The following is a 26,665-nucleotide window of genomic DNA, read 5'->3' on the forward strand; positions in this document are numbered from 1 at the left end:
GGTACTGGGGTCGGAGGGGCTCTTGAGGAAGTGGGACATTGCCGCGGCGGCCAGGCCGGCGCCGAGGCTGTCGACGGCTGAGCCTGTCCTCAGATTCGGACAATGGGCGACCCTCCGTGAGAGAGGCTGGCACACTGCTGTTCGGCACAGGGAACGGCACAGGTGCGGGGTGGCACGGCGGCATGACGACGGAGCGGTCGCGGGCTGGGAAACCGGTCGGAAACCTGCCTGCCGAGACGACACGGCTGATCGGCCGCAGGGCGGAACTGGACGCCCTACGGGCACTGTGCGAGCGGTCCCGGCTGGTGACCCTCACCGGCGTGGGCGGCGTCGGCAAGACCCGGCTCGCCCGGGCTGTCGCCGCCGAGTTCCAGTTCCGGTTGCGGGACGGCGCCTGGCTGGTCGAGTTGTCGCCGCTGAGCGAGGGCATTCTGCTGGCGCACACCATCGCCGATGCACTGCCGCTGGTGGACCAGACAGCCCGGCCCGTGCTCGACGTACTCGCCGAGTATCTCGCCGAGCGGGAAACGCTGCTGGTCCTGGACACCTGCGAGCATCTGACCGACGCCTGCGCGATGGCCGTCGAGGTGTTGTTACGGGCCGCACCCGGGCTGCGGATCCTGGCCACCAGCCGCCGCGTCCTGGACGTCGTCGGCGAGCAGGTGCTCGCGGTCGAGCCGCTGCCGGTCCCGGAGACCGACGGCCCGGCGGCGGGCTCGGCGGATGCGGTGACGCTACTGGTCGAACGGGCCGCCGAGACCGTACGCGGCTTCACGGTCACCGACGCCAACCGGGCCGATGTGATCGGGTTGTGCCGACGACTGGAGGGCCTGCCGCTGGCCCTGGAACTGGCCGCGGCCCGGCTGGACGAGCTGCCCGTACGGGAACTGACCGCAAGGCTCGACGACCGTTTTGCCGTCCTCGGCGACACCGAGGGCATCGTGGCCGGTGCCGTACCCCCCTGGCACCAGGCCCTGCGCACGGCCATCGGCTGGAGCCACGAACTGTGCACCCCGGCAGAGCGGCTGCTGTGGGCGCGGCTGTCCGTCTTCGCCGGCGCCTTCGACGCGGAGACGGCCCTCGCCGTGTGTGCCGACGGCCGGCTGCCGACCGAGGAGATCCCCGCCCTGTTGGGCGCCTTGGCGGACAAGTCGATCCTGACCTGGGCGCCGACCGGCGGCGGCGAGCGTTACCGGATGCTGGACACCCTCCGTGAGTACGGTGCCGGATGGCTGCGCCGCCTGGGCGAAGAGGACGCGCTGCGGCGCCGGCACCGGGACCACTACCTGCGGCTGGCCCGGGCCGGGGAGGCCGCCTGGATCGGGCCCGACCAGTTCGCCTGGAGCGACCGGATGAACGCCGAGCACGACGATCTACGCGTCGCCCTGGAGTTCACCCTGGCCGAGTCGGAGGGCCGCACCGCGCTGGAACTGGCCGGGACACTGTGGTTCGTCTGGCACGGCTGCGGATTCCCCAAGGAAGGAAGGCACTACCTGGAACGGGCGCTGGCCGCCGACCCTCGGCCCAGCCCGGTCCGGATCCGGGCGCTGCACGCATGCGGCGTGACGCTGTCTGTCCTGGGGGATGCGACCGGCATCGAGGCCCTGGCCGCCGAGTGCGCCGCCGAAGCCGGGCAGTTCGGCGACACCGAATCGTTCTTTGCGGCGGCCCTGGCCATGTACGCGGCGATCCTGCAAGGTGACCTGGTACCGGCGTTGTCCTTGGCCGAGAAGCTGCGCGTCCCGCAAGGACGCGGGAAACCGCCCACCTTGCTCACCTTGATGGCCCTGATGTGCGACAGCCATGCCTTCATCACCATGGGGCGTATCGAGGAAGCCATGGCCACGTTGAACGAGTTGACCGTCGTCTGTGACCGGCTGGGCGAGCGCTGTCTCCGGGCCTGGGGGGATCTTTTCCGCGCTCAGGCCGAGCTGGCGCGCGGCCGGCCGGCAGCCGCGCAGGAGCACGCCCGGTCGGCTCTGGACGTCAAGCACCGGTTGCACGACAGCCTGGGCATGGCCATGGCCCTCGACGTGCTGGCCCGGGCCGCGGCCGCCCAAGGTGGCAGTGTGCAGGTCGCCCGGCTGCTCGGCCTGGCCCAGCAGCTGTGGGACGCCCTGGGCGGCCGGTGGCAGGTCGGCATCCCCGCCTGGATCGCCGCCCGCCATGCCTGCGAACAGCAGGCCCGCGCCGCCCTCGGTGACGACGCCTACCGGCTCGCCTTCCGCGCCGGCTACGAAACCGATCTGGACACCGGCATCGCCCCGTTCGAGTAATGCGCAGCCCGGGCCGAGTGCCTACTTGGTGTGCACGATCTGGATCAGGTTGCCGCAGGTGTCGTCCAGGACCGCGGTGGTGACCGTGCCCATGTCCACCGGCTCCTGGGTGAACCGCACCCCGAGCCCGCGCAGCCGCTCGTACTCCGCCTGTACATCGTCCACAGCGAAGGAGGTGGCCGGGATGCCGTCCTTGACCAGCGCCGTTTTGTACGGCTGCACCGCGGGGTGGCCGGAGGGCTCCAGCAGCAGCTCGGTCCCCTCGGGGTTTTCCGGCGAGACCACGGTCAGCCACCGGGCCTCGCCCATCGGGATGTCGTGCTTCTTCTCGAAGCCCAGCATGTCGGTGTAGAAACGCAGCGCCTTTTCCTGGTCATCGACGAAGACGCTGGTGATGTAGATCTTCACGGGGTGCTCTCCGGTGCGTCGGGCCTAGGGGTTCGGTGGTCCAACCTAAGCAAGCAGTCGGGTCAGGACGGGGAGCCCGGGCCGGGCGGGAGGTGGACGGTCATGATCAGGTGGCAGGTCCCGGTGCCCGCGCCGCGGTAGGTGTGGGCGGCGTCGCCGTCGAAGGTGGCGGTCTGGCCGGCTTCGACGGGGTGCTCCGTGCCGTCGACGACCAGTGTCATCCGGCCGGACGTGACGCTGACGGTCTCCACGACGCCGGCCTGGTGGGGGTGGCTGGGGTACTCCTCGCCCGGCTCCAGCTTCCAGCGCCAGACCTCGACCGGGGCCGGTCCCGAGGTGGTCAGCATGAGCCGGGCCTCGCCGCCCTCGGGGCCGGTCCACAGCGGGGTCAGGTCGTCGGCGGAGGCGACGCGTACGCGCCCTTCGGTCCGGCCCTCCAGCAGCGCGGAGACCGAGACGCCGAGGGTGTCCGCCAGCCGCACCAGCGTGGCGAAGTTCGGGTTTCCCTGGGCCTTCTCCAGCGCTACCAGGGCGCCCTTGCTGACCTGGGCGCGTCGGCCGAGTTCGTCCAGCGACAGGCCCGCGCGGGTGCGGGCCGCCCGGACGTTGTGCGCCAGCGTCCGCAAGGCTGCCTCGGTCTCTGCCATCCGATCACCATCTTCGCCAGTGGATGAGTGGGTCAGTGGACCGCTGGAATGTACCGCGCGGTCGTTTGGTTGACATGCGGCGGTCGGTCCGTTGTACGGTTCAGTCGTTCCATTGATAGTAAGGGATGCAACTGTGATCGCTCTACTGCTGGCCCTGGGCAGCTCCCTCGCCTACGGTTGCGCCGACTTCCTCGGCGGTCTCGGCGCCCGCAAGGCACATGTGCTGCGTACCGTGATGGTCGCGGCGCCGGCCTCGCTCGCGGTCGAACTGCTGCTGTGGCCGGTGCTCGGCGCCTCGTTCAGCGCCGCCACCCTCGGCTGGGGTGCCGCCTCCGGTGTCGCCTCGGCCACCGCGTTCGCCCTGCTGTACAAGACGCTGGCGATCGGCCCGATGAACGTGCTGTCGCCCGTGACCGCGCTGGTGTCCGCCGCGCTGCCCGTCGCCGTGGGGCTGCTGCAGGGCGAGCACCTGGCCCTCGCCGGACTGATCGGCCTGCCGCTCGCGCTCGTCGCGGTCGTACTGGTCAGCGCAGGGCACGGCGCAGGGTCGGCGCGCCCGTCCCGTACGGCGCTGCTGCTCGCCTTCGGCGCGGGCGCCGCCATCGCCCTTCAGCTGGTCTTTCTGCACCAGGCGCCCGCCGACAGCGGGGTGGGCCCGCTGATCGTCGGCCGGGCGGTCTCCTCGGCCGTCACCCTGATCGCGGCCGGGATCATGTACCGCAGGCTCGGCGCGGAGAAGCCCGCGTACGCGATGTCGGCCGGCGCCGGTGTGCTGGATTCGGTGGCGAACCTGCTGTTCCTGCTGGCCTCCCGCAGCGGCGACCTCACCGTCGTCGCCGTGATCACCGCTCTGTACCCGGCCGGCACGGTCCTGCTCGCCCGCGGTGTGCTCGCGGAACGCATCCATCGCAGCCAGCTCGTCGGCCTCGGCACCGCCGCTGTCGCCGTCAGCCTCCTGGCCCTCACCTGAGCCGCAGCCCACCACGCAAGGAGACGCACATGTTCATCCAGCCTTGGGACGCCGGCCTGGACGAGGCCGAATGGCAGACCTGGATCGCCGACGGCCATGACTTCGGGCAGCTGAGCGTCAACGGCCTGCCCGGCCAACCGCCCGCCGTCGTTCCCACCCACTTCACCACCGACGGCAACCAGCTGCTGATCCACCTCGCCCGGCCCAACCCGGTCTGGCGGGCGATCGAGCACGACCCGAACGTCACCTTCACCGTCATCGGCGATTACGCCTTCATTCCCGGCCCCTGGCGCGCCAAGCCCGGTATTCCGCCCACCGACGGCGTGCCCACCAGCTACTACGCGGCCGTCCGGTTCGCCTGCCGCGCCCACATCATCGACGACCCCGAAGCCAAGGCCGAACTGCTGCGCCGCCAGCTCGCCCACTTCCAGCCCGACGGCGACCACGCCCCCGTGGACGCCGAACAGCCGCCCTACGGACGGATGCTGCCCGGCATCCGCGGGCTGCGCCTCGAAGTCACCGAAGTGCTGGCCAAGTTCAAGTACGACGACCACAAGCCCGTCGAGCAGCGCGCCGCCGTCGCGGACCGGCTGAGCGAGCGCGCCCAGGGCCTGGACGTACCCACCGCACGCCAGCAGCTGCGCCGCCTGGACCGCATCGGGCCCTGGAAGCCCTGACCCCACGCACACAGGAAACGGAAACCCGCCCATGACAGCCTTCCGCATCGGCCCCGCCGTCGCCGACGCCTTCCCCGACACCCTCATCGCCCTGGTCACCGCCGCGGGCCTGCGCGGCCGCGAGCCCTGGGCCGACACCGCCGCCGCTTTGGAGGACCTGGAGCAGCAGCTCGCCGACGGAGCCTGGCAGCCCGCCGATGAGACCGATCCCCGCATCGAGGCGTGGCACACCGCCTACCGCTCCTTCGGGACCAACCCCCGTCGCATCCGTCCCAGCGTCGACGCGCTCGGCCGCCGCATGGCCAAGAAGGGGGCGCTGCCGCGCATCAACCCGGCCGTCGACTCGTACAACGCCGTCTCCGTCCGCCACGGGCTGCCCGCCGGCGCCTTCGACCTCGCCCACGTCACCGGTGACGTCGAGATCCGTTACGCGGGGGGAAGTGAGGAGTTCACGCCGCTCGGTGAGCCCGGCACCGTGGAGAACCCCAAGCCCGGCGAGATCATTTACGCCGACACCACTGGTGTCCTGACCCGCCACTGGAACCACCGCGACGCCCACCGCACCCGTGTCACCGAGGATTCGACCCACGTCGCCTTCGTCCTCGAAACGCTGCACGCCGACCGCGACGGCCACCTTCTCAAGGCCGCGGCCGAGGAGCTGCGGAGCCTGCTCGCCCCGCACGCCGACCGGACCGCGGTGCACTGGCTCAGCCCCGCTCGGCCCCATGCCGACGCCTGAGGCCCGGTACCTCACCAGGCACCGCACTCCGGGGCTCTGGTGGGCCGTCATGTGCACCGGGATGCTGGGCGGTTGAGCGCGTGCAGAGTGCACGTGCCGTCCGCTTCCAGGAGTTGCCGTGCCCCCTGTTGTGTCCGCCAGACCCGTGGCGGTGCTCGCAGCAGTCTCCGCGCTGCTGCTGGGCGCCGCCGTCCCGGCCGCCGCCGCAGCGCCGCCCGAACCCCTGCCCCGTACCTCCGCCGAGATGCTCCGGCCCGTCGCGCCGCCGGCCGCGACCGGAGCCCCCTCGCCCACGTCCGTCGCCGACGGCGACGGGCTGGAGACCGCCCGCACCGCCCGGCCCGTCGCCCCCGGCATCCGGCTCTCGTCGTACGACCGGCTGGAGTCCGACAAATGGCTCCGTGTCGACTCGCTCTCCGTCGACCTGACCGCAGGAGCCAAGGCCGACTACCTCTACCCGGGAAAGGTCGCCGCGCGAGCGCCGGTCTCCCAACTCGCGGCCGCACACGACGCCGGGCCCGGCCGCCGCACCGTCGCCGCCATCAACGGCGACTTCTTCGACATCAACCAGACCGGCGCCCCGCTCGGCCCCGGCATCGCCGACGGCCGCCCGACGCATTCGCCCGCCACCGGCAGCCACCGCGCCATCGGCATCGGCCCCGCGGACGCCGGCCGCGTCCTCCAGCTCTACTTCGACGGCACCCTGACGCTCCCCGACGGCACCCACCCGCTCGGCGCCCTCAACGCCGCCAATGTGCCGGCCGACGGCATCGGCGCCTACACCGACCGGTGGGGCGAGACGGACCGCGCCCTCACCGTGGACGGCGCGCGGCGCACCGCCGAAGTGACCGTGGCGGACGGCAGGGTCACCGCCGTGCGCGCAGAGCCCGGCGAGGGCCCGATTCCGGCCGGCAGCACCGTACTGATCGGCCGTGACCAGGGCGCGGACCGGCTCGCCGGACTCGCGGTCGGCGACCCGGTCGCCATGGAGTACCGGCCGCGCACGGACGGCGGACCGGTGCCCCGCACCGCCGTCGGCGGCCGCGAACTCCTCGTCGTCGACGGGCAGCCGGTCGGCCACGAGGGCGAGGGCAACAACGCCGCCGCGCCGCGCACCGCCGTCGGCTTCTCCAAGGACGGCCGCACCATGCAGATCATGACCGTCGACGGCCGGCAGGCCGACAGCGGCGGCGTCACCCTCACCGAACTCGGCCTCATGATGCAGCGGGCCGGCTCCTACAGTGCGCTCAACCTCGACGGCGGCGGCTCCTCCTCGCTGGTCGCCCGCGAGCCGGGCAGCGACGCGGTACAGGTGGAGAACAGCCCGTCCGACGGCAGCGAGCGCACGGTGCCCAACGGCCTGGCCTTCACCGCGCCGCAGGGCAGCGGCGAGCTGACCGGCTTCTGGGTGGAGACCGCCATGGACGCCGGCGGCGCGCCGGGCGTGGACCCCGTACGGGGCGGCCACCCGGAGCGGGTGTTCCCCGGGCTGACGCGCCGTCTGTCCGCCGCCGGGTACGACGAGACGTACGGCCCGGCGAAGGGCGCGCCGCGATGGCGGTCGTCCGGCTCCCACATCGGCGAGGTGAGCGCGGACGGCGTCTTCACCGCCGGGCGGAGCGGCAGTACCGAGGTCACCGCCCGGCGCGGGGACGCGCGGGGCAGCATCCGGCTGACCGTCCTGGACGACCTCGACCGGATCGTGCCGACCAACCGGACCGTCGGGCTCGCCGACGAGCGTGCCACCGGGAACTTCGGCCTGGTGGGGCTGGACGCGCACGGCAGCAGCGCACCCGTCGAGCCCGCCGACGTCACGCTCGACTACGACCGGTCCCTCTTCGACATCACGCCGGACCCCAGGACGGGGACGTTCACCGTGAAGGCACGTGGCGCGCGGGCCGCCGGGCAGGTCGAGGCCACCGTCGCGGGCCGCAGTACCGTACTCGCGGTCACCGTCGGCCTCACCGAGAAGGCGCTGGCCTCCTTCGACGACGCCGCCGACTGGAAGTTCAGCCAGGCCCGCGCCGCCGGATCGCTCGCCGCCACGCCGGACGGGCACACCGGCACCGGCCTGGAGATGACGTACGACTTCACACAGTCGACCGCCACCCGTGCGGCCTACGCCACTCCGCCGCAGCGGATCCCCGTCGACGGACAGGCCCAGTCCTTCGGACTGTGGCTCAAGGGCGACGGGCACGGCGCCTGGCCGACCCTCCACCTCAAGGACGCGGCGGGCTCGGACGTCCTGCTGCGCGGCCCGTACGTCACCCGGACCGGATGGCGGCATATCGACTTCGCGGTCCCGGCGGGTGTCGCCCATCCGCTGCAGGTGCACCGCTTCTACCTCGCGGAGACCGGCGCCGGCCGCCAGTACACCGGCAGGATCGTCCTGGACGGCCTGACGGCGCAGGTCCCGCCGTCCGTGGACCTGCCGGCCGAGCCCGCCCGGCCCGACCCGCTGATCGACCCGGCCGCGGAGACCGAGGGCCGGGACTGGCGGTTCGCGGTGATGTCCGACGCGCAGTTCGTGGCCCGCTCGCCGGACAGCCCGATCGTCGCCCAGGCGCGGCGCACCCTGCGGGAGATCAAGGCCGCCCGCCCCGACTTCCTGGTCATCAACGGCGACCTGGTCGACGAGGGCGCGCCCGAGGACCTGCGGTTCGCCCGCAAGATCCTGGAGGAGGAGCTGGGCGACGCGCTGCCCTGGTACTACGTACCGGGCAACCACGAGGTGATGGGCGGCAGGATCGACAATTTCACCGCCGAATTCGGCGCGGCACAGCGGACCTTCGACCACCGCGGGACCCGCTTCCTCACCCTGGACACCTCCAGCCTCCGGCTGCGCGGCGGCGGGTTCGCGCAGATCAAGAACCTGCGCGAGCAACTGGACCGGGCGGCGCGCGATCCCCGTATCGGCTCGGTCATGGTCGTCCAGCACGTACCGCCGCGCGACCCCACCCCGCAGCAGGGCAGTCAGCTCGGCGACCGCAAGGAGGCGGCGCTGCTGGAGAACTGGCTCGCCGACTTCCGGCGCACGACCGGCAAGGGCGCGGCGCTCATCGGCTCCCACGTCGGGGTCTTCCACGCCTCGCACGTGGACGGCGTGCCGTACCTGATCAACGGCAACTCGGGGAAGACGCCCGCGGCACCGGCCGGCGAGGGCGGGTTCACGGGCTGGTCGATGGTCGGCGTGGACCGGGTGCCGGCGGAGGAGCGGGAACGCAGCCGCGCCCGGCCGTGGGAGGGTGGCCCGGACTGGGTGTCCGTCCAGACGCGCGCCCATGTCGACGGCCTCACGCTCACCGCACCGGCCGAACTGCCCGCGGGGAGTTCCGACGCGGTGCGGGCGACCGTGCTGCAGGGCGAGGGGCCGGGCGCCCGCCGGGTGCCGGTCGGCTTCCCGCTCAGCGCGGACTGGACGGGCTCGCCGAATCTGTACATCGGTGATCCGGCCGACGCCAAGCGCCGCCATGTGGCGGCCTACGATCCGGCGACGGGCCGGCTCACCGCCCTGCGCGCGGGCACGGCCACGCTGGCCGTCACGGTGAACGGGGCCACGGCCGGCGCCGCCTTCGCGGTACCGGCCGCGGCAGGATCCGCCGCCAGGGCGGGCTGAGCGGCCCTTTCCCGCCCGCCCCGGACCGTTTTCCGGTGAAATACCCGGCGCGGAGACCGCGGTGCGGAATCCGTTTCGGTTCGGGGCGGGCGGTAACCCACGACGTATGGCACGGACAACGCGACCGGGGGGCCGGGAGGGCCCCGCTCACCGCGCCGGTGAGGGCCCCGGGGAACCGGCGGCCCGGATACCCGCAGCGCGGAAGGAAACAGGTGCGGAACCGGCCTTGCGCCAGGAACCGGCCTCGCGCACGGAACCGTCCGCGGAATCGACCGGCCGGCCGGGACCCGACCCGCTCGTCAAGCACCGGGCGCCCGACGAGCCGACCGGCCTGCCGAAGAAATCCTGGTGGGCCGTGCTGCGCGGCACGGTCAAGGAATTCAAGGACGACGAGCTGGCCGACCGGGCGGCGGCACTGACGTACTACGGCGTGCTCTCGCTGTTCCCCGCACTGCTCGTACTGATCTCCCTGCTGGGCATCGTGGGCGAGTCGACGGTGCAGCGGGTGCTGGACACGCTGCAACAGCTGGCGCCCGGGACCGTACGGCGGGTACTCACCAACGCCGTGACGCAGCTGCAGGGCAACGCGGGCGTCGGCTCGCTGGTGGCGGTCGTCGGCCTGCTGATCGCCCTGTGGACGGCCTCGGGGTACGTGGCGGCGTTCATCCGCACGTCCAACGCCGTCTACGACGTCGCCGAGGGCCGCCCGCTGTGGAAGGTGCTGCCGCTGCGGCTCGCCCTGACGGTGGTGCTCATGTTGCTGGCCCTCGTCAGCGCGTTCATCGTGGTGTTCACGGGCGGGCTCGCGCAGCAGGTGGGCTCGGCGCTGGGGCTCGGCGACACCGCGCTGGCGGTCTGGTCGATCGCCAAGTGGCCGGTCCTCGTGCTTCTGGTCACGACCATGATCGCTTTCCTCTACTGGGGCGCGCCCAACGCGAAGAGCCGCGGCATCCGGTGGGTGACCCCGGGCAGCTTCCTGGCCCTGGTCATCTGGATGCTGGCCTCCGCCGGCTTCGCGGTGTACGTGGGGAACTTCTCCTCCTACAACAAGACGTACGGGACCCTCGCCGGCGTGATCATCTTTCTCGTCTGGCTGTGGATCACCAACCTGGCCATCCTGCTCGGCCTGGAATTCGACGCCGAACTGGCGCGGGAACGGGCGGTCGCCGGTGGCCATCCCGACCAGGAGGAGCCGTACGTGGAGCCGCGCGACACCACGAAGTGGAGCGAGGAGGAACGCCGGCGGGCCGAAACCCCCGGCGAAGCGTGATCCGCACCCGACGCGGCCATGGAAAGGCAGATGATCGGTGATGAGTACTGCTGAGAAAACGGTGACGAGCACTTCCGGGAGGACGCGGCAGCCCGAGGGGCGGACGCCGGTACGCGGCACACCGCCCACGTATCCGGCCACGGCGCCGGGGCCGCAGCACACCGAGGATTCGGTGGGCGAGCTGGTCTCCCGCGCCTCCCAGCAGGTCTCGCAGCTGGTACGCGAGGAACTGCAGCTGGCGCAGGCGGAGATGGCGCGGAAGGGCAAGCGGTTCGGCCGCGGCGGCGGGATGTTCGGCGGTGCCGGCTTGCTCGGCTTCCTCGGGCTGGAAGCCCTGGTGGTCGCCATGATCGCCGCCCTCGCGCTGGTACTGCCGGTCTGGGCATCGGCCCTGATCATCACCGGCGTGCTCCTCGCGGTCGCCGGAATCCTGGCGCTGACCGGCAAGAAGGAGATCGCCCGGGCGACCCCGCCGATGCCCGAGGAGGCGATCGCCGGCGTCAAGGCCGATGTCGCCGAGATGAAGGAGAAGGCCCACCGATGACCGCTGAATCCCAGAACAAGCATGCGTCCGAGTCCCCCACTCCGGAGCAGCTGCGGGAGCGGGTGGAGCACACCCGCGAGGAGCTGGGCCGGACCGTCGAGGAGCTGGCCGCCAAGGCGGACGTGAAGGCGCGCGCGAAGGAGAAGGCCGGCGACGCCAAGGCCAAGGCCCAGGACAAGGCCGATGACGCCAAGGCCAAGGTCCAGGAGGCCATGGGCCACTCGCGGGCCCGGCTCCAGGACAGCACCGCCCACGCGGCGCAGCGGGGCCCCGTCCCGGCGCTGGTCGTGGCCGCCGCCGCGGTCCTCGTCTGGCTTCAGGTGCGCCGGCGCCAGCAGCAGGGCGGCAAGGCGGCACAGAGCGTTCGTCGCCTCCAGGGGGCCGCCCGTTGCAGCACCCGTGGCAGGAGGAGCCGATGAACGCAGCGAAGATCGCGTACACGCCTGTCGGAGTGGCGCTGGGCGCCTGCAGCGGCATGATCGCCGGGGCGCTGTTCAAGCAGACGTGGAAGCGGATCGGGCACGAGGAGGACACCCCGAGCGCCAGAGACGAGGAGCGCACCTGGAAGGAAGTGCTGCTGGCAGCGGCGCTGCAGGGTGCCATCTTCGCCGTCGTCAAGGCCGCCATGGACCGCGGCGGCGCCACCGCCACCCGGCGCATGACCGGTACCTGGCCGGGCTGACCTCTCCCGGAAGGCGGCCGGCCCTTCCGGGATGCGGCCGGCCCGGAGAGCTGGTTCGCTGGGAGGGCCCGCCCGTTCTCTCGGACGGGTGTCTCGGACGTGGTGTCTCGGACGTGCAAGGAGTGAACATGGGCATGGACGGTGAGGTCGGCGGCCGGATCCGGCAGATGCGGGACAAGGCCAAGGAGCTGTCCCAGGCCGCGGAACGGACCAGCGACCCGCAGGACCGCAAGCGGCTCCAGGAGAAGGCCCGCAAGCTGGAGAGCCAGGCGGAGCAGGAGTCGAGCATGGGCAGCGGGGACATCTTCCCGATGCAGTAGGGCCGATGCAGTGGGGCTTCCCCTCCTCTACAGTCACGTCCGTCCGCCACACCCGTGGCGGACGGACGTTTTGAGAGTGCACACGTGTCAGAAGCCCACCCCTCCCAGCTGAACGAACCGGTCGACTCCGACGTCGATCTGCACGTCCCACAGCGGCCCGCTGGCCTGCCGGAACGGCAGGGACCCGTCGTGGCCGTCATCGCGCTCGGTGGCGCCGTCGGAGCCGTGGCGCGCTACGGCGCCTCACTCCTGTGGCCCACGCCGCCCGGCGCCTTCCCGTGGACGACACTCGCCGTCAATGTGCTCGGCTGCGCCCTGATCGGCGCCCTCATGGCCGTGGTCGGCGGGGTCCCGTCCATGCACCGTCTGGTCCGGCCCTTTCTCGGTACCGGCGTGCTCGGCGGGTTCACGACGTTCTCCACGTACGCCGTGGACATCCAGCGCCTGCTCCAGGACGGGCAGGCCGCCACTGGCCTGGCGTACCTGACGCTGACGCTGCTCACCGCGCTGATCGCGGTGTGGGCCGCCGCGACCGGCACCCGGCGCATCCTCGGAGGTCGGACGCGGTGAACTGGCTGCTCGTGATCGTCGGGGCGATGGCCGGGGCCCCGCTGCGCTACCTCACCGACCGTGCCGTCCAGGCCCGCCACGACACGGTGTTCCCCTGGGGCACCTTCAGCGTCAACGTCGTCGGCTGCCTGCTGCTGGGGCTGCTGACCGGCGCGGTCTCCGCGGGCGCCGTCTCCTCCCAGGTACAGCTGCTGCTCGGCACCGGCCTGTGCGGCGCGCTGACCACCTACTCGACGTTCTCGTACGAGACGCTGCGGCTGGCCGAGGGCGGCGCGCGCTTCTTCGCCGTGGCCAACGCGGCCGCGAGCGTGGTGGCCGGGCTCGGGGCCGCGTTCGTGGGCGCGGCGGTGGCGCAGTCCCTCTGGGGATAGCCCCACCGCCGCGTATGCCGGTCAGTCCGTGCGGATCGCCGGGTCGCTCACGCCCGCCTCGCCGGTCTCGACATGGCCGGCGAAGCGGCGCAGGAACGCCGCGTCGGCCTCGGAGGTCACCGTCAGGTCGTACCAGCGCTTGCTGGGGCGCAGGTCGACGGTGTGGGTGACGGTGGCGCCGGCCCCAACCTTGAAGGTCTCGTCGGGACCGCCGTAGGCGTTGGCCAGCGTGAGGTCCACGTCGGAGCGGCCGGCGTTGGTGAACGTCAGCTGCACGTTGCCCGTGGTGCCGTCGTGGCGCGCCGTCACCTCCGGGCCCGCGGTCTTCCCCGGCCCCTTGAAGACGCGCAGGAACCCGTTCGGGCCGCAGACCGAGAGGTCGTAGACGCCCTTGGAGTATGCGGTGTTCCAGGTGTCGGTGACCGGCTTGCCCGCCGCCGCGGTGTAGGTCCAGGGGCCGTCGCCGCGGTTTCCCGCGGTCACGTAGAAGGCCGCGCCCGTCTTGTCGCCGCCGCCGAGGGTGAGTGTGTACTTCCCGGCCGCGGCGTCGGCCGAGCCGTCGGCGTGCGGGGCATAGGGCAGGGCGCGGGCCGGGCGGGAGCCCTTCTCCTGGTGGGGGAGGGAGGGGTTGGCGGGCGGCTTGGGGACGTAGTCGTCGTGCCGGTCGCCGTCCGGCGGGCGGTAGCCCTCGGTGTCCGGGAGGGTGACCGGCTGGGTGTCGGGGTGCGCGAAGTCGAAGGCGGAGGTCAGGTCGCCGCAGATGGCGCGGCGCCAGGGCGAGATGTTGGGCTCGTGGACGCCGAAGCGGCGCTCCATGAAGCGGATGACGGAGGTGTGGTCGAAGGTCTCGGAGCAGACGTAACCGCCCTTGCTCCAGGGGGAGAGGACCAGCATCGGCACCCGCTGGCCCAGGCCGTACGGTCCCGCCGCGTACCCCTTGCCGCCCTTGTAGAGGTCCGGGCCGACGTCCACGGTGGAGCGGCCCTGGGAGTCGGAGGACGGCGGGTACGGCGGCACGACGTGGTCGAAGAAGCCGTCGTTCTCGTCATAGGTGAGGAAGAGGGCCGTCCTGCTCCACACCTCGGGGTCCGAGGTGAGCGCGTCCAGGACCTGAGAGACGTACCAAGCGCCGTAGTTAGCAGGCCAGTTGGGGTGCTCGGTGAACGCCTCGGGGGCCACGATCCAGGAGATCTTGGGCAGCTTCCCGCCCTTGACGTCGGCCTTCAGCCGGTCGAAGAGGCCGTCGCCCTGCTTGACGTTCGTTCCGGTGCGGGCCTTGTCGTACAGCGGATCGCCGGGCTTGGCGTTGCGGTACTGGTCGAAGTACAGCAGCGAGTTGTCGCCGTACGTGCCCCGGTACGCGTCGTCGATCCAGCCCCACTTGCCGTCCGCGTCGAGCCCGTCGCCGATGTCCTGGTAGATCTTCCAGGAGACGCCGGCCTTCTCCAGCCGCTCGGGGTAGGTGGTCCAGCTGTACCCGGCCTCCTCGTTGCCGAGGACCGGGCCGCCGCCGGTGCCGTCGTTGCCGGTGTACCCCGTCCACATGTAGTAGCGGTTGGGGTCGGTGGAGCCGATCAGCGAGCAGTGGTACGCGTCGCAGATGGTGAAGGTGTCGGCGAGCGCGTAGTGGAACGGGATGTCCTCACGCGTCAGATACGCCATCGTCGTCGCCGACTTGGCGGGTATCCACTGGTCGTACTTGCCCTCGTTCCACGCCTTGTGGCTGCCGGCCCAGTCGTGGTTGAGGTCCTGGATGAACTGCAGCCCGAGGTTGTCGGCCTCCGGCCGGAACGGCAGCACGTCCTTCGTGCCGTCCGACTGGTGCCACACCGTCTTGCCGCTGGGCAGCGAAACGGGGCGCGGGTCGCCGAAGCCGCGCACACCGCGGAGCGAGCCGAAGTAGTGGTCGAAGGAACGGTTCTCCTGCATCAGTACGACGATGTGCTCGACGTCGTCGATGGTGCCGGAGCGGTGCTGTGCCGGGATCGCGGCGGCGCGGGCGATGCTGCCCGACAGCGCGGTGAAGGCCGCGGTGCCTCCGGCGAGTTGCAGGAAGCGGCGGCGGTCCAGATGCGACATGGGCGGATGACCTCTTCAAAAGTGGGGGGTAAGAGTGGCACATGGTGCGCCAGGCAATTCTTGCGGCGTATGTGCACGCAGCGAAACCCCGCCTCGCGATCATTGCGTGACGAAGAGGTGCCGATGACCTGACCGTGCGCCGAACCGTGGGTGCTCCTTACGGGTGGCGGCCGGCCGCCGGGCGCTGCGGACCGCGGCAAACGCCCCAGGTGGTGACAGGCTGGCGGATGTCGGACCGGTCGGACGGAGGCTCTCGGTGGTCCACGTTGAGCGGCAGGCGCGCGCGGCAGCCGCCGCGAGGCGCCGGATCGAGACCGGCAGCCGGATCCGCGGCTGGCTGACCACCACCGACCACAAGGTGATCGGCAACCTCTACCTCGTGACGTCCTTCGCGTTCTTCCTGTTCGCGGGGTTGCTGGCCATGCTGATGCGGACCGAACTGGCCCGCCCCGGACTGCAGCTGGTCACGGCCGAGCAGTACAACCAGCTGTTCACCATCCACGGCACGATCATGATGCTGCTCTTCGCGACGCCGATGTTCGCCGGCTTCGCCAACGCCGTCATGCCACTGCAGATCGGCGCGCCCGACGTCGCCTTCCCGCGGCTGAACGCGCTGACCTACTGGCTGTTCCTCTTCGGCGGCCTGATGGTCGTCGCCGGCTTCCTCACGCCGCAGGGCGCGGCGTCCTTCGGCTGGTTCGCGTACGCGCCGCTCAACGGCGCCGTCCGCACGCCGGGGGAGGGCGGCGATCTGTGGGCGACGGGCCTGATCCTGTCCGGGCTCAGCACGACACTGGGCTCGGTGAACTTCGTCGCGACCATCATGACCCTGCGCGCGCCCGGCATGACGATGTTCCGGATGCCGATCTTCACCTGGAACGTGCTCTTCACCTCGATCCTCGCCCTGCTGGCCTTCCCGGTGCTCACCGCCGCGCTCTTCGCGCTGCTCGCGGACCGGAAGTTCGGCGCGCACATCTTCGACGCGGCGTACGGCGGGGCGGTCCTGTGGCAGCACCTGTTCTGGTTCTTCGGGCATCCCGAGGTCTACATCGTGGCGCTGCCGTTCTTCGGTGTGATCACCGAGATCGTGCCGGTCTTCAGCCGCAAACCGGTCTTCGGTTACGTCGGCATGGTCGGCGCGACCATCGCCATCACGATGCTCTCGGCGACCGTCTGGGCCCACCACATGTTCGCCACGGGCGCGGTGCTGCTGCCGTTCTTCTCGCTGATGTCGTTCCTCATCGCCGCGCCCACGGGCGTGAAGTTCTTCAACTGGATCGGCACGATGTGGCGGGGCTCGCTGTCCTTCGAGACGCCGATGCTGTGGGCCGGCGGCTTCCTGGTGACCTTTCTGCTCGGCGGGCTGAGCGGTGTCCTGATCGCCTCCCCGCCGCTGGACTTCCACGTCACCGACACCTACTTCATCGTCGCCCATCTGCACTACGTCCTGTTCGGGACGGTGGTCTTCGCGATGTTCGGCGGCTTCTACTTCTGGTGGCCCAAGCTGACCGGCCGGATGCTCGACGAACGGCTGGGGAAGATCCACTTCTGGACGCTCTTCGCCGGCTTCCAGGTCACCTTCCTCGTCCAGCACTGGCTGGGGTCGAACGGCATGCCCCGGCGGTACGCCGACTACCTCGCGGCCGACGGCTTCACGGCCCTCAACACCGTCTCCTCCCTCGGCTCCTTCCTCCTCGGGCTGTCCACGCTGCCGTTCCTGTACAACGTCTGGCGGACCACCAAGTACGCGGCGAAGGTCGGCGTGGACGACCCCTGGGGCTGGGGCCGGTCACTGGAATGGGCCACCTCCTGCCCGCCGCCCCGGCACAACTTCCACGCGCTGCCCCGCGTCCGCTCCGACTCGCCCGCCTTCGACCTGCACCATCCCGAGGCGTACCGGCCGGCGGCGGGGGAGCACGGAACGGTGGAGCCGACCCCCGACACCCACGGAGAGCAGCGCCGATGAAGGCCGAGGCATATCTGTTCGGCGGGGTCGCGGCGTTCTTCTTCGTCGTGGACGTCGTGTACGCGCTGGCCACCCTGGAGCCGGCGGGCGTGGCGGCGCTGACCGTGTCCTGCCTGATGGCCGCGGTGGTGTCCGTCTTCTGCGCGATGAACCACCGGCGCAAGGGGGCCCGGCCGGAGGACGACCGGCGGGGGGAGGTCATGCACCGGGCCGGCCGGCTGGACTTCTTCCCGCCCAAGAGCGGCTATCCGCCGCTGACCGCGCTGGGCGCCGCGGTCGCCGGACTGGGCATCGTCTTCGGGCTGTGGTTGTTCCTGATCGGCTTCGGCCTGCTGATGGCGGGCGCCTTCGGGATGGTCTTCGAGTTCCACGACCGCTGACGGGTTCTTACTGAGCGGTGTCCGGCGCCTCGGCCGGCTCCCGGTCCGGGCTCGCGGTGCGCTTGCCGATCTCCAGCCGCTGCTCGGGGTCGGCCGGCAGCGGGACGTGATCGCGGTAGTACCAGCCGTTCAGCGCGATCCGCAGCCGCTGCCCGCGCGAGGTGAGACCGGCCGCCGGGCGGGGCAGCGGCTCGGGTACGTCGCGGACGAGGATGACGTACTTCCGCTCGGCGGAGACGCCGGTGTGCCCTTCGCCGAGCGCCCCGTAGACGCTCTGGGTCACCTCCCCGGTCTCCTCACCCTCGGTCAGCAGCTCGCGGTCCGCCGCCTGCAGGGCGAGGCAGAGCCGCTTGGTGAGCCAGAAGGCGACGACCGGCCCGAGGACGAGGGCGATCCGCAGCACCCATGTGAGCGCGTCGACCGAGATCCGGAAGGAGTAGGCGATGACGTCGTTGCCGCCCGCCAGCAGCAGCACGGCATAGAAGACGAGCGCGGCCACGCCGAGCGCCGTACGGGTGGGGCGGTTCCGCGGCCGGTCGCACAGATGGTGCTCCGCGCGGTCCCCGGTCACCCAGCGCTCGAAGAAGGGATAGAGGTACAGCGCGAAGAACAGCAGGCCGGGGAGCACGAGCGTGGGAATGAAGACATTCCACATCACCGTGTGGCCCCACAGGTTCGTCTCGAAAGGCGGCATGAGCCGCAGGCCGCCCTCCAGGAATCCCACGTACCAGTCGGGCTGGACGCCGGTGGACACCTGATCCGGGCGGTACGGGCCGTAGTCCCAGACCGGATTGATCTGGGCGAGCGCGCCGAGGCAGGAAAGTACGCCGAAAATCATCAGCAGGAGGCCGGTGGTCTTCGCGGTGAAGTGCGGGACCATCGGCTGTCCGACCACGTTCCTGTTGGTGTGGCCGGGCCTGTTCCAGTGCGTGTGTTTCAGGGTCACCACGAGCAGCAGATGCAGGCTGAGCAGCGCGACGATGATTCCCGGGACCAGCAGGATGTGCATGACGTAGAGCCGCGGAATGATGGCCGTTCCGGGATATGCGCCCTGCCAGAGGAAGAAATCGAGATAGCTGCCGACGAGGGGAATGGAGGTCACGATGGCATTCGCGGTCCGCAGCCCCGTGCCGGAGAGCGAATCGTCCGGGAGGGAGTAACCGGCGAAACCCTCCAGCATCGCCAGCATGAAAAGCGTGACGCCGACCATCCAGTTCAGCTCGCGCGGCCGCCGGAAAGCCCCGGTGAAAAAGACCCGGAACAGATGGGTGCCGATCGCGGCCAGGAAGACCAGGGACGCCCAGTGATGAATCTGCCGGATGAGCAGCCCGCCGCGCACCTCGAAACTGATGTCGAGGGTGGAGGCGTACGCGTGCGACATCCGCGTGCCGTCCAGCGGAAGGTGCCGGCCGTGATAGACGGTCTCCGCCATGCTCGGGTCGAAGAACAGCGTCAGATAGGTGCCGGTGATCACCAGCACCACGAAACTGTAGAGCGCGATTTCCCCGAGCAGGAAGGACCAGTGGTCGGGGAATGCCTTGCGGAGCAGCGCCTTGCCGCCCTCGGCGAGGGGCAGCCGCCGGTCGAGGGCGGTGAACCCGGTGCCGGCCGCCCCTTCGGCCCGCTCTGCCGACCGGGCCCCGCGCCGTCGGAACACCTGTACCGGACTCCCTCCCGGGCCCCCGGCCCGGCCGCCGCTCATGACTTGCCTGGATGGCTAACCGGTGCGGCTCGGAGACAATCCGGAAAGGAACCGCGCGGCCGTCCCGCGGCCGGTTGTTCAGCCGTTCGGCGGAGCGGCGCCGAACGGTATGGGAATGGGCGGAGAAAGGCATGACTGAATGCGGCCGGTCGCGTTCTCCGCGCCCGGTCGCCTTACGGGCGGACGCCGGACCGGCGCCGCCCGCCCGGGACCTCAGCCGTTACCGAAGGAGCCGCTGTGGCCCTCCTGCCATTTCCCCGGCTTTTTGCCCTCCTCGTCCGGGCGCGTGCCGCGGGTGCCGTCGAACTCGTACGGGGTGCGGCGGTGGCCGTCCGGTGTGACCTCATCACCCGTGCGCATTCCCGTTTCGTATCCGCGCGGGTCCTTGGGCGCCTTCGGCTGTTCTTCGGGGGCGGCCGGCCGGGACCGCTTGCGCCGCAGGCCGAGGGCCACGGCGCCGATGAGCAGGAGCACGACGAGGATGCCCACTACGGCCGGACCGATGCCGACGAGCAGATCGCGGTTGGGAGCCGCCAGGGACTCATAGCTGGTCATGTCGGCCGGGTACCCGCCAATACCGGAAACGACACGTGTCACACATTCGGCCGAGTGGGGATTTCCGAGCCGTATCGGGGCTGCGCGCGCTGCTGCCAGGGCGCTTCCGCCGCACCGCGCCGGTGAACGGCTGCGGAAAACGGCGCCCACGGTGCGCCGGGCGGCGAAGTGAGAAAATGTGGACAGTGAGCCGAGGATTCGCCGCCGGGCGGTGCTCGTATGTCCGGGTACCCGGCCGGTGGTTTGGAAAACAAGTGTTTCAGCCGGAAAGTAAAAACTGGCCGGCAGCCGGTAACGGTCGGTAAAAGCCGCTGTTCCCGGCGGATCTGCCGGTGCCGGAATCCCGACGGAAGGGAAGGGCCATGGCCGCCACCACCGCGCTCCGCCGCCATCAGGATGCCCCGGACACCGACGCCGCCTTCGCCCAGCTGGCCGAGCTGGCGGACGGGCCGGTCAGGAAGCGGATCCGCGAGGAGATCGTCTGCGGCTGGCTGCCGATGGCCAACCGGCTCGCCCGCCGCTACAGCGGGCGCGGCGAGACCGAGGAGGACCTGCGGCAGGTCGCCGCGGTGGGCCTGCTCAAGGCCGTCGACCGCTTCGACCCGACTTCGGGCACGCCGTTCCCCGCGTACGCCATCCCGACGATCCTCGGTGAACTGCGCCGGCACTTCCGGGACGACCTGTGGGCCGTCCACGTGCCGCGCCGCACGCAGGAGCTGCGGGCCACCGTCCACCAGGCGCGCGAAGCGCTGGAATTCCGCAACGGCTCCGGCTCCCTCACCATCGGCGACCTGGCCGAGCACACCGGCCTGTCCGAGGAGGACGTGGTGCTGGGCCTGGAGGCGCAGGGGGCGTACACGGCGCTGTCGCTGGAGTGCCCCATGAGCACGGACGCGGGCCACTCCTTCCACCTCGCCGACTTCCTGGGGGACGAGGACCCGGAGCTGGAGCTGGTCGAGGAGCGGCTGTGTGCCGCGCCGGTGCTCCGGTCCCTGCCGCCGCGCGACCGCGCCATCCTCTACCTGCGGTTCTTCCGCGACATGACGCAGAGCCAGATCGCCGAGGAGGTCGGCATCTCGCAGATGCACGTCTCCCGCATCCTGCAGCGCTGCTGCCGCCTGGTGCGCGTCGAGGTGACACCGCAGGCGTGACGGGCACCCGGTGGCCGTGAGAGTCACCGACGACGTCCAGGGGTGGAGTACAGCGATGAGTGACGAGCCGACCGGCCCCGAGCTGCCGCGGGACCGGGGTCCGGTCTCGGCGGCCGTGATCAGCGCGCTGCGCGGCGGCGGCCCGCCGGCCGCCGGCGACGCGGCCGCCACCGCCGATCCGTACGGCGACGACCTGCAGCTGGGGCTGTATGTGGCCTACGAACTGCACTACCGCGGCTTCGCCGGCGTGGACCCCGCGCTGGAGTGGGACCCCGACCTGCTGCGCCTCCGCGCCGTGCTGGAGCGGCGCTTCCTCGACGCGCTGCGGGCCGACGCCACGCGGCACGAGAGCGCGGCGGAAGCGCTGGACGAGCTGCTGGTCGAGCCGGTCGGCGGGGACGGCGTGCCCCATGTACTGGAACGTTCCGGCACCCGGGAGCAGCTGCGCGAGTACGCCGCCCAGCGGAGCCTGTACCACCTCAAGGAAGCCGATCCGCACGCCTGGGTGCTGCCGCGGCTGTGGGGGCGGGCCAAGGCGGGGATGGCGGCGGTGGAGTTCGACGAGTTCGGCGGCGGGCGCGCCGAGCGGGTACACGCACAGCTCTTCGCCGACCTGATGACGGACCTCGGCCTGGACACCGCGTACGGGCGCTACCTCGACGCGGGCAGCGCGGAGATGCTCGCCCTGGTCAACCTGATGTCCCTCTTCGGACTGCACCGGGCGCTGCGCGGGGCGCTCGTCGGGCACTTCGCCGCGGTCGAGGTGACCTCCTCGCCCGCGTCCCGCCGGCTGGCCGCGGCGATGCGGCGCGCGGGCGCGGGCCCGGCCGCCGAGTTCTTCTACACCGAGCACGTCGAGGCCGACGCGGTGCACGAACAGGTCGTACGGCACGAGGTCGTCGACGGGCTGCTGGCGGCCGAGCCGCACCTGGAGCGGGATGTGGCCTTCGGTATCGACGCCACCGGCTTCCTGGAGGACCGCTTCGGCGAACGGCTGCTGGCGGCTTGGCAGGCGGGGGAGTCGTCACTGCGGGTGGCACTCGGGCCGGACCTCGCGCACGTACCGTGACGCCTCCCGCACCCCGGTCGTTGAAAGCGATTTATCCGGGTACTTCTGTTTTGTGCCTCTGATAACACTTCCCGGGGTCTACGCCCCACAGGACGACACGGCGCTGCTGGCCGACACGCTGCAGCGCGAGCCGCTGGTGCCGGGTGCGCAGGTGCTGGACATCGGCACCGGTACCGGCGCGCTGGCGCTCGCGGCGGCCCGGCGCGGCGGCGAGGTCACCGCCGTCGACATCTCCTGGCGCGCGGTCCTCGCGGCCCGGCTCAACGCCCGGCTGGCGCGGCTGCCCGTACGGGTGCTGCGCGGCAGCCTCTTCGGGCCGGTGGCCGGCCGGTGCTTCGACCTGATCCTGACGAATCCGCCGTACGTCCCGGCGCCCGAGGCGGTGCTGCCCCGGCGGGGCAGCGCGCGGGCCTGGGACGCCGGGCACGACGGGCGGCTGGTGCTGGACCGCATCTGCCGGGAGGCGCCGGGGCTGCTGGCGCCCGGCGGCGTCCTGCTGCTCGTGCACTCCGCGCTCAGCGGTACCGGGCCCTCGCTGCGGCTGCTGCGGGAAGCGGGGCTGGACGCCGTGGTGGTGGAGCACCGCTGTGTGCCGTTCGGGCCGGTCCTGCGGTCGCGGCAGGGCTGGCTGCACGGCCAGGGCCTGGTGGCACCCGACGAGGAGAAGGAAGAGCTGGTGGTGATCCGTGCCGAGCGAAGCCTCTGAACCGGCGGACCCCCGCGCCGTACGCCGCCTCACCCTCGAGAAGGACGGGCCGCTGCTGGTGGAGGGACCGGTCGAGGTGCGGCTGGAGGACGGCACCGTCGTCTCCTCCGACCGCTTCTGCGTGGCCCTGTGCCGGTGCCGGCGCAGCAAGAGCTACCCCTGGTGCGACACCAGCCACCGGCGCCGCACACGACGCTGAGGCGCGTGCGGCGCCGGTGGCGGGCCTGCCGCCAGGCGGCCGGAGCCGCGGCGGCCGGGCGGTCAGAGCCGCAGCGGCGGCCGGTTCCAGTGCCGGTGTGCGCCGACCGCCTCGATGAACGCCTGCGCGAACTGCTCGCTCGCCGGGCCCACCGGGTGGTGCGTGACGACGCCCTCGTCGGAGACGGTGTGCTCGTTCTCGTCGGCGGTCCGCAGCCGGGTCGGCTCCAGCATTTTCAGCAGCTCGATGCCGGTGCCCAGCGCCGCGATCGCCTTGCCGTGCCGGTAGGAGTCCCGTACGAACTTCAGCACTGCCGGGTCCTGGGCCGTGCGGGGCACGGACGCCGGTTCGCCGGGCAGCACGACCGCGTCGTAGAGGACCGAGGCGACGGTGGGCAGCGCCCGGTCCACGGGGTGGGTGACGCCGTCGGAGCCGGTGAACTCGCCGTCCTGCGGCGCGAGGACCTCGACGTTCGCGCCCTTCGCCGAGAGTGCGGAGCGGATCGTGTCGACCTGGTCGGCGTCCACGCCGTCCGACACGAGGACGGCGATCTGACGGGTGGCGATCGAGCCGTCGCCGCGGTTGTTCTCGAAGCTCAGCGCGGGGGAGGGCGTCACCTCCGGAGTCTGCTGACGCTCCGGCGGGGCCACGCCGATGCCCTCGGCGACCGAGACGGCCAGGGTGTGGTCGACCCGCGCGAGCTGCTCGACGACCCGCGCGCGGACCTCCTTCGCGTTCACCTTGCCCAGCTCGAAGCGGTACGCCTCGACGATGTGCCGCTGCTCCCACTCGGTCATGCTGTGCCAGAACATCGCGGCCTGGCTGTAGTGGTTCTGGAAGCTGTCGCTGCGCTTGCGGATCTTGTGCCCGGAGACCGCCTCGGTCAGATGCCGGAAGGCCGACTCGTCGGCACCGGCCACCGCCGGGCAGCCGCCGGCCAGGGAGTTCTTGGTGTAGCTGGTGGTGCCGCGGTGGATCTTGCTCTGGTGGAAGCCGTCGCGCTGGTTGGTGCGCACCGGCGCCACCGGCAGGTTGACCGGGATCTGCGCGAAGTTCGGGCCGCCCAGCCGGAGCAGCTGGGTGTCCAGGTAGGAGAAGTTGCGGGCCTGGAGCAGCGGGTCGTTGGTGAAGTCGATACCGGGGACGACATTGGCCGTGTGGAAGGCGACCTGCTCGGTCTCGGCGAAGAAATTGTCGGGGTTGCGGTTGAGCACCATCCGCCCGATGGGCTGTACCGGCACCTGCTCCTCGGGAATGATCTTCGTGGCGTCGAGCAGGTCGAAGTCGAAGTTGTGCTCGTCCTCCTCCGGCACCAGCTGCACGCCCAGCTCGTACTCCGGGTAGTCACCGGCCTCGATGCACTCCCACAGGTCGCGGCGGTTGAAGTCGGGGTCGCGGCCCTGTGCCTCCTGCGCCTCGTCCCACACCAGCGAGTGCACGCCCAGCTTGGGCTTCCAGTGAAACTTCACGAACGTGCCCTTGCCCTGCGCGTTCACGAAGCGGAAGGTGTGCACGCCGAAGCCCTGCATCATGCGGTAGCTGCGCGGGATCGCGCGGTCCGACATCAGCCACATGATCGTGTGCAGCGTCTCGGGCTGCAGCGAGACGAAGTCCCACAGCGTGTCGTGGGCCGACGCGCCGGTGGGCATCTCGTTGTGCGGCTCCATCTTCACCGCGTGCACGAAGTCGGGGAACTTGATGCCGTCCTGGATGAAGAAGACCGGGAAGTTGTTGCCGACCAGGTCGTAGTTGCCCTCGGAGGTGTAGAACTTGGTCGCGAATCCGCGCACGTCACGCACCGTGTCGGCCGAGCCGCGCGGCCCCTGGACGGTGGAGAAGCGGACGAACACCGGCGTTCTGACGTCCGGGTCCTGGAGGAACGCGGCCCGGGTGAACTCCGCGCAGGACCGGTACGGCTGGAAGTATCCGTACGCGCCCGAGCCGCGCGCGTGCACGACGCGCTCCGGGATGCGCTCGTGGTCGAAGCGCGTGATCTTCTCGCGGAAGTGGAAGTCCTCCATCAGCGTGGGCCCGCGCTCGCCCACCTGCAGGGAGTCATCGGTGTGGTCGACCGGCACACCCTGGTCGGTGGTCAGTGGCCCCTCGCTCGCGTCGTCCGCGTAGAACCCCTCCCGTTGCTCCTGTTTCCTGTCCGCCATCTCCGACATCTCCGTAGGCTCCTTCCCGCTCCGCGCCGTGCTGGAGTCGCCGACGAGGGCGCCTGGGGGCATGTGTCTCGGCTCGCCAAGTAACCGTTATCCGAGGTGGAGAAACCTTGGCTGGCCCAGAAGGGCGAGCCCCGAAAACCCCTTGATTCCGGGGCCGTGGCGGCCTCGGAGAGGCCGCTCGAACCGGCGGGGTGCAGCGAACGCGAACTGCATGAACAGCGACAAAGAGGGCACCCCGAAGAGTGATGGAACCACCCCCTCAGCCACCGCTTCGGCCATCGCTTCAGCCACCGCGGCGACGACGCCCCTGAAGAGCGGAATACCACGGCCCGCGAAGCCTCCTTCGCGGCCCTTGTACCTGGTGAACGCCCCATTCCGAGGAGGAAGCGCCATGCGACTCTCGCTCCTGCAACCGCTCATCGAACGACCGGGACCCTGGGCGTCCGTCTACGCCGATGTCTCGCACGGCACGGAGGACGCGGCCAAGCAGCAGGAGCTGTCGGCACAGCAAGCGGCCGACCAGCTGTCCGGCCAGGGCGCCGACGCCGCCACCTGCTGCGCCGTGCACGACGCCCTGATCACCCTCCGCAGGCCGGGCGAATCGCTGGCCCACGCAGGCCGCGCCGTCTTCGCCACCGGCGGCGAGGTCGTCCTGGACACCCCGCTCGCCGGGCCGCCCACAATGCGGGGCGCCACCTGGTCGCCGGTGCCCCGGCTGGCCCCGCTGCTGGACGCGCTGGGCGAGAACCCCGTCTGCCTCGTGGTGTACGTGGACCGGACCGGCGCCGACTTCGAGCTGCGCAGCGACACCGCGCACGAGAGGGCGGGCACGGTCAGCGGCGCCGACTACCCGGTGCACCGGACGACCAGCAGCGACTGGTCCGAGCGGCACTTCCAGCTCAAGGTCGAGAACACCTGGGAGCAGAACGCCGGGGAGATCGCCGAGGCCGCGAGCCAGGCGTTCGAGCACGCCGGCGCCGACCTCCTGCTGCTGGTCGGCGACGCCCGGGAGCGCCGCGCGGTGCGCGACCGGCTCCCCGACCGGCTGCGCGGCGTCGCGTACGAGAGCGAGCACGGCGGCCGGGCCTCCGGCGCCGACAGCACCCGGCTGGACCGGGACATCGCCCAGGTACGTGCCGGGCTCGAACAGGACCACGTCATGGACGCCGTGGAGCGCTTCCAGACCGGCGCGGGCCGCAGCGACGGCGAGTCCTCGGTGACCTCCGGCGTGCCCTCCCTGGTCGAGGCGGCCCGCGAGCACCGCATCGACACGCTGCTGATCAGCCCCGACGGCGGCGACGCCGGCCGCGAGGTCTGGGTCGGCCCCGACCCCGACCAGCTGGCCGTGCGCGGCACGGAGATGCAGTACCTCGGCGAGCTGCACCCCGCGCCGGCCCGTGCCGACGACGCCCTGCTGCGGTCCGCCGTGGCCAACGGCGCGCAGGCCGTACTGCTGCACCACCGCGACCCGGTGCCGCCCGGCGGCCTCGGCGCGGTGCTGCGCTGGTCCACGCCCGTGACCCACTGAGCTCCCGTATCCGCCCGGACGGGCCGCCGCCCGGGCGTTATGCGCAGGCTCCGGCGGGCACCCGGGGAAAGC

The 26,665-nt window shown here is 71.5% G+C and carries 25 protein-coding genes; 19 read left to right on the plus strand and 6 right to left on the minus strand.

Annotation, left to right across the window (positions count from 1 at the left end):
* Positions 1–182 precede the first annotated feature (182 nt).
* Entirely contained in the window at positions 183–2,276 is a 2,094-nt protein-coding gene (locus CCS38_RS16625) for an ATP-binding protein (RefSeq protein ID WP_223734059.1), read from the plus strand.
* Between the two features lie 21 nt (positions 2,277–2,297).
* Here CCS38_RS16625 and CCS38_RS16630 read toward each other — a convergent pair whose 3' ends face one another.
* Together CCS38_RS16630 and CCS38_RS16635 are read right to left on the minus strand one after the other, a co-directional pair.
* On the minus strand, positions 2,298–2,684 hold the full coding sequence (locus CCS38_RS16630; protein ID WP_223734060.1) for a VOC family protein: 387 nt from the start codon (positions 2,682–2,684) through the stop codon (positions 2,298–2,300).
* Between the two features lie 62 nt (positions 2,685–2,746).
* A complete protein-coding gene (locus CCS38_RS16635; RefSeq protein ID WP_223734061.1) occupies positions 2,747–3,331 on the minus strand; it encodes a helix-turn-helix domain-containing protein in 585 nt (194 codons plus the stop codon).
* 133 nt (positions 3,332–3,464) lie between these two features.
* Between CCS38_RS16635 and CCS38_RS16640 the strand changes: the two genes are divergently transcribed.
* From CCS38_RS16640 to crcB (CCS38_RS16690), 11 genes are all read left to right on the plus strand, one after another.
* A complete protein-coding gene (locus CCS38_RS16640; protein ID WP_223734062.1) occupies positions 3,465–4,301 on the plus strand; it encodes an EamA family transporter in 837 nt (278 codons plus the stop codon).
* A gap of 29 nt (positions 4,302–4,330) precedes the next feature.
* Positions 4,331–4,978, plus strand: coding sequence for an FMN-binding negative transcriptional regulator (locus CCS38_RS16645; protein ID WP_223734063.1), 648 nt, complete (start codon positions 4,331–4,333; stop codon positions 4,976–4,978).
* Positions 4,979–5,009: 31 nt separating this feature from the next.
* Positions 5,010–5,717, plus strand: a complete 708-nt coding sequence (locus CCS38_RS16650; RefSeq protein WP_223734064.1) for a B3/B4 domain-containing protein — start codon at positions 5,010–5,012, stop codon at positions 5,715–5,717.
* Positions 5,718–5,835: 118 nt separating this feature from the next.
* A complete protein-coding gene (locus CCS38_RS16655; RefSeq protein WP_223734065.1) occupies positions 5,836–9,333 on the plus strand; it encodes a phosphodiester glycosidase family protein in 3,498 nt (1,165 codons plus the stop codon).
* Positions 9,334–9,439: 106 nt separating this feature from the next.
* On the plus strand, positions 9,440–10,603 hold the full coding sequence (locus tag CCS38_RS16660; RefSeq protein WP_372457091.1) for a YihY/virulence factor BrkB family protein: 1,164 nt from the start codon (positions 9,440–9,442) through the stop codon (positions 10,601–10,603).
* A gap of 172 nt (positions 10,604–10,775) precedes the next feature.
* Positions 10,776–11,147: a phage holin family protein gene (locus CCS38_RS16665; protein ID WP_223734080.1), complete on the plus strand. Its 372-nt coding sequence runs from the start codon at positions 10,776–10,778 to the stop codon at positions 11,145–11,147.
* The gene (locus CCS38_RS16670) at positions 11,144–11,566 is read left to right on the plus strand and encodes a DUF3618 domain-containing protein (RefSeq protein ID WP_223734067.1); all 423 of its coding nucleotides are present in this window, start codon (positions 11,144–11,146) and stop codon (positions 11,564–11,566) included. The genes CCS38_RS16665 and CCS38_RS16670 overlap by 4 nt, the downstream gene beginning before the upstream one ends.
* Positions 11,563–11,829, plus strand: a complete 267-nt coding sequence (locus CCS38_RS16675; protein ID WP_223734068.1) for a DUF4235 domain-containing protein — start codon at positions 11,563–11,565, stop codon at positions 11,827–11,829. The genes CCS38_RS16670 and CCS38_RS16675 overlap by 4 nt, the downstream gene beginning before the upstream one ends.
* Positions 11,830–11,957: 128 nt before the next feature.
* A complete protein-coding gene (locus CCS38_RS16680) occupies positions 11,958–12,149 on the plus strand; it encodes a DUF6381 family protein (RefSeq protein ID WP_031061614.1) in 192 nt (63 codons plus the stop codon).
* Positions 12,150–12,233: 84 nt separating this feature from the next.
* Complete coding sequence (gene crcB, locus CCS38_RS16685; RefSeq protein WP_372457092.1) at positions 12,234–12,719, plus strand: fluoride efflux transporter CrcB; 486 nt, start codon at positions 12,234–12,236, stop codon at positions 12,717–12,719.
* On the plus strand, positions 12,716–13,090 hold the full coding sequence (gene crcB / locus CCS38_RS16690; RefSeq protein ID WP_223734069.1) for a fluoride efflux transporter CrcB: 375 nt from the start codon (positions 12,716–12,718) through the stop codon (positions 13,088–13,090). The genes crcB (CCS38_RS16685) and crcB (CCS38_RS16690) overlap by 4 nt, the downstream gene beginning before the upstream one ends.
* Before the next feature lie 21 nt (positions 13,091–13,111).
* Here crcB (CCS38_RS16690) and CCS38_RS16695 read toward each other — a convergent pair whose 3' ends face one another.
* On the minus strand, positions 13,112–15,169 hold the full coding sequence (locus tag CCS38_RS16695; protein WP_223734070.1) for a phosphocholine-specific phospholipase C: 2,058 nt from the start codon (positions 15,167–15,169) through the stop codon (positions 13,112–13,114).
* Positions 15,170–15,425: 256 nt separating this feature from the next.
* Here CCS38_RS16695 and ctaD point away from each other — a divergent pair, with 256 nt between their 5' ends.
* Positions 15,426–17,135, plus strand: a complete 1,710-nt coding sequence (gene ctaD / locus CCS38_RS16700; protein ID WP_443742956.1) for an aa3-type cytochrome oxidase subunit I — start codon at positions 15,426–15,428, stop codon at positions 17,133–17,135.
* Positions 17,132–17,515: an aa3-type cytochrome oxidase subunit IV gene (gene ctaF / locus CCS38_RS16705; RefSeq protein WP_223734071.1), complete on the plus strand. Its 384-nt coding sequence runs from the start codon at positions 17,132–17,134 to the stop codon at positions 17,513–17,515. The genes ctaD and ctaF overlap by 4 nt, the downstream gene beginning before the upstream one ends.
* A gap of 7 nt (positions 17,516–17,522) precedes the next feature.
* Here the strand turns inward: ctaF and qcrB are convergent, their stop codons facing one another.
* Entirely contained in the window at positions 17,523–19,217 is a 1,695-nt protein-coding gene (gene qcrB, locus CCS38_RS16710) for a cytochrome bc1 complex cytochrome b subunit (RefSeq protein WP_443742957.1), read from the minus strand.
* A gap of 213 nt (positions 19,218–19,430) precedes the next feature.
* Positions 19,431–19,772, minus strand: coding sequence for a DUF6479 family protein (locus CCS38_RS16715; RefSeq protein ID WP_223734073.1), 342 nt, complete (start codon positions 19,770–19,772; stop codon positions 19,431–19,433).
* Positions 19,773–20,134: 362 nt separating this feature from the next.
* Between CCS38_RS16715 and CCS38_RS16720 the strand changes: the two genes are divergently transcribed.
* From CCS38_RS16720 to CCS38_RS16735, 4 genes are read left to right on the plus strand one after another with little or no spacing between them, the layout of a single operon-like run.
* Complete coding sequence (locus CCS38_RS16720; protein WP_223734074.1) at positions 20,135–20,923, plus strand: SigB/SigF/SigG family RNA polymerase sigma factor; 789 nt, start codon at positions 20,135–20,137, stop codon at positions 20,921–20,923.
* 55 nt (positions 20,924–20,978) lie between these two features.
* On the plus strand, positions 20,979–21,992 hold the full coding sequence (locus tag CCS38_RS16725; RefSeq protein WP_223734075.1) for an iron-containing redox enzyme family protein: 1,014 nt from the start codon (positions 20,979–20,981) through the stop codon (positions 21,990–21,992).
* Positions 21,993–22,044: 52 nt separating this feature from the next.
* Positions 22,045–22,698 carry a HemK2/MTQ2 family protein methyltransferase gene (locus CCS38_RS16730; protein ID WP_223734076.1) on the plus strand — a complete coding sequence of 218 codons (654 nt, stop codon included), beginning with the start codon at positions 22,045–22,047 and terminating at the stop codon, positions 22,696–22,698.
* Positions 22,679–22,897, plus strand: a complete 219-nt coding sequence (locus CCS38_RS16735; RefSeq protein ID WP_223734077.1) for a CDGSH iron-sulfur domain-containing protein — start codon at positions 22,679–22,681, stop codon at positions 22,895–22,897. Before CCS38_RS16730 ends, CCS38_RS16735 begins: the two co-directional genes overlap by 20 nt.
* A 62-nt stretch (positions 22,898–22,959) precedes the next feature.
* Here the strand turns inward: CCS38_RS16735 and CCS38_RS16740 are convergent, their stop codons facing one another.
* Positions 22,960–25,056, minus strand: coding sequence for a catalase (locus tag CCS38_RS16740; RefSeq protein ID WP_372457093.1), 2,097 nt, complete (start codon positions 25,054–25,056; stop codon positions 22,960–22,962).
* Between the two features lie 400 nt (positions 25,057–25,456).
* Here CCS38_RS16740 and CCS38_RS16745 point away from each other — a divergent pair, with 400 nt between their 5' ends.
* Positions 25,457–26,593, plus strand: coding sequence for a baeRF2 domain-containing protein (locus CCS38_RS16745; RefSeq protein ID WP_223734079.1), 1,137 nt, complete (start codon positions 25,457–25,459; stop codon positions 26,591–26,593).
* Positions 26,594–26,665: the final 72 nt, after the last annotated feature.

It is taken from the genome of Streptomyces purpurogeneiscleroticus (assembly GCF_020024005.1).
GTDB lineage: Bacteria > Actinomycetota > Actinomycetes > Streptomycetales > Streptomycetaceae > Streptomyces > Streptomyces purpurogeneiscleroticus.

Excerpts from the sequence above, each read along its gene's own strand:
- CCS38_RS16625 (WP_223734059.1), top strand. The coding sequence starts at position 183 with ATGACGACGGAGCGGTCGCGGGCTGGGAAACCGGTCGGAAACCTGCCT.
- CCS38_RS16635 (WP_223734061.1), bottom strand. The coding sequence starts at position 3,331 with ATGGCAGAGACCGAGGCAGCCTTGCGGACGCTGGCGCACAACGTCCGG.
- CCS38_RS16645 (WP_223734063.1), top strand. The coding sequence starts at position 4,331 with ATGTTCATCCAGCCTTGGGACGCCGGCCTGGACGAGGCCGAATGGCAG.
- CCS38_RS16650 (WP_223734064.1), top strand. The coding sequence starts at position 5,010 with ATGACAGCCTTCCGCATCGGCCCCGCCGTCGCCGACGCCTTCCCCGAC.
- CCS38_RS16660 (WP_372457091.1), top strand. The coding sequence starts at position 9,440 with ATGGCACGGACAACGCGACCGGGGGGCCGGGAGGGCCCCGCTCACCGC.
- CCS38_RS16670 (WP_223734067.1), top strand. The coding sequence starts at position 11,144 with ATGACCGCTGAATCCCAGAACAAGCATGCGTCCGAGTCCCCCACTCCG.
- CCS38_RS16675 (WP_223734068.1), top strand. The coding sequence starts at position 11,563 with ATGAACGCAGCGAAGATCGCGTACACGCCTGTCGGAGTGGCGCTGGGC.
- CCS38_RS16680 (WP_031061614.1), top strand. The coding sequence starts at position 11,958 with ATGGGCATGGACGGTGAGGTCGGCGGCCGGATCCGGCAGATGCGGGAC.
- CCS38_RS16695 (WP_223734070.1), bottom strand. The coding sequence starts at position 15,169 with ATGTCGCATCTGGACCGCCGCCGCTTCCTGCAACTCGCCGGAGGCACC.
- ctaF (WP_223734071.1), top strand. The coding sequence starts at position 17,132 with ATGAAGGCCGAGGCATATCTGTTCGGCGGGGTCGCGGCGTTCTTCTTC.
- qcrB (WP_443742957.1), bottom strand. The coding sequence starts at position 19,217 with ATGAGCGGCGGCCGGGCCGGGGGCCCGGGAGGGAGTCCGGTACAGGTG.
- CCS38_RS16715 (WP_223734073.1), bottom strand. The coding sequence starts at position 19,772 with ATGACCAGCTATGAGTCCCTGGCGGCTCCCAACCGCGATCTGCTCGTC.
- CCS38_RS16720 (WP_223734074.1), top strand. The coding sequence starts at position 20,135 with ATGGCCGCCACCACCGCGCTCCGCCGCCATCAGGATGCCCCGGACACC.
- CCS38_RS16725 (WP_223734075.1), top strand. The coding sequence starts at position 20,979 with ATGAGTGACGAGCCGACCGGCCCCGAGCTGCCGCGGGACCGGGGTCCG.
- CCS38_RS16740 (WP_372457093.1), bottom strand. The coding sequence starts at position 25,056 with ATGGCGGACAGGAAACAGGAGCAACGGGAGGGGTTCTACGCGGACGAC.
- CCS38_RS16745 (WP_223734079.1), top strand. The coding sequence starts at position 25,457 with ATGCGACTCTCGCTCCTGCAACCGCTCATCGAACGACCGGGACCCTGG.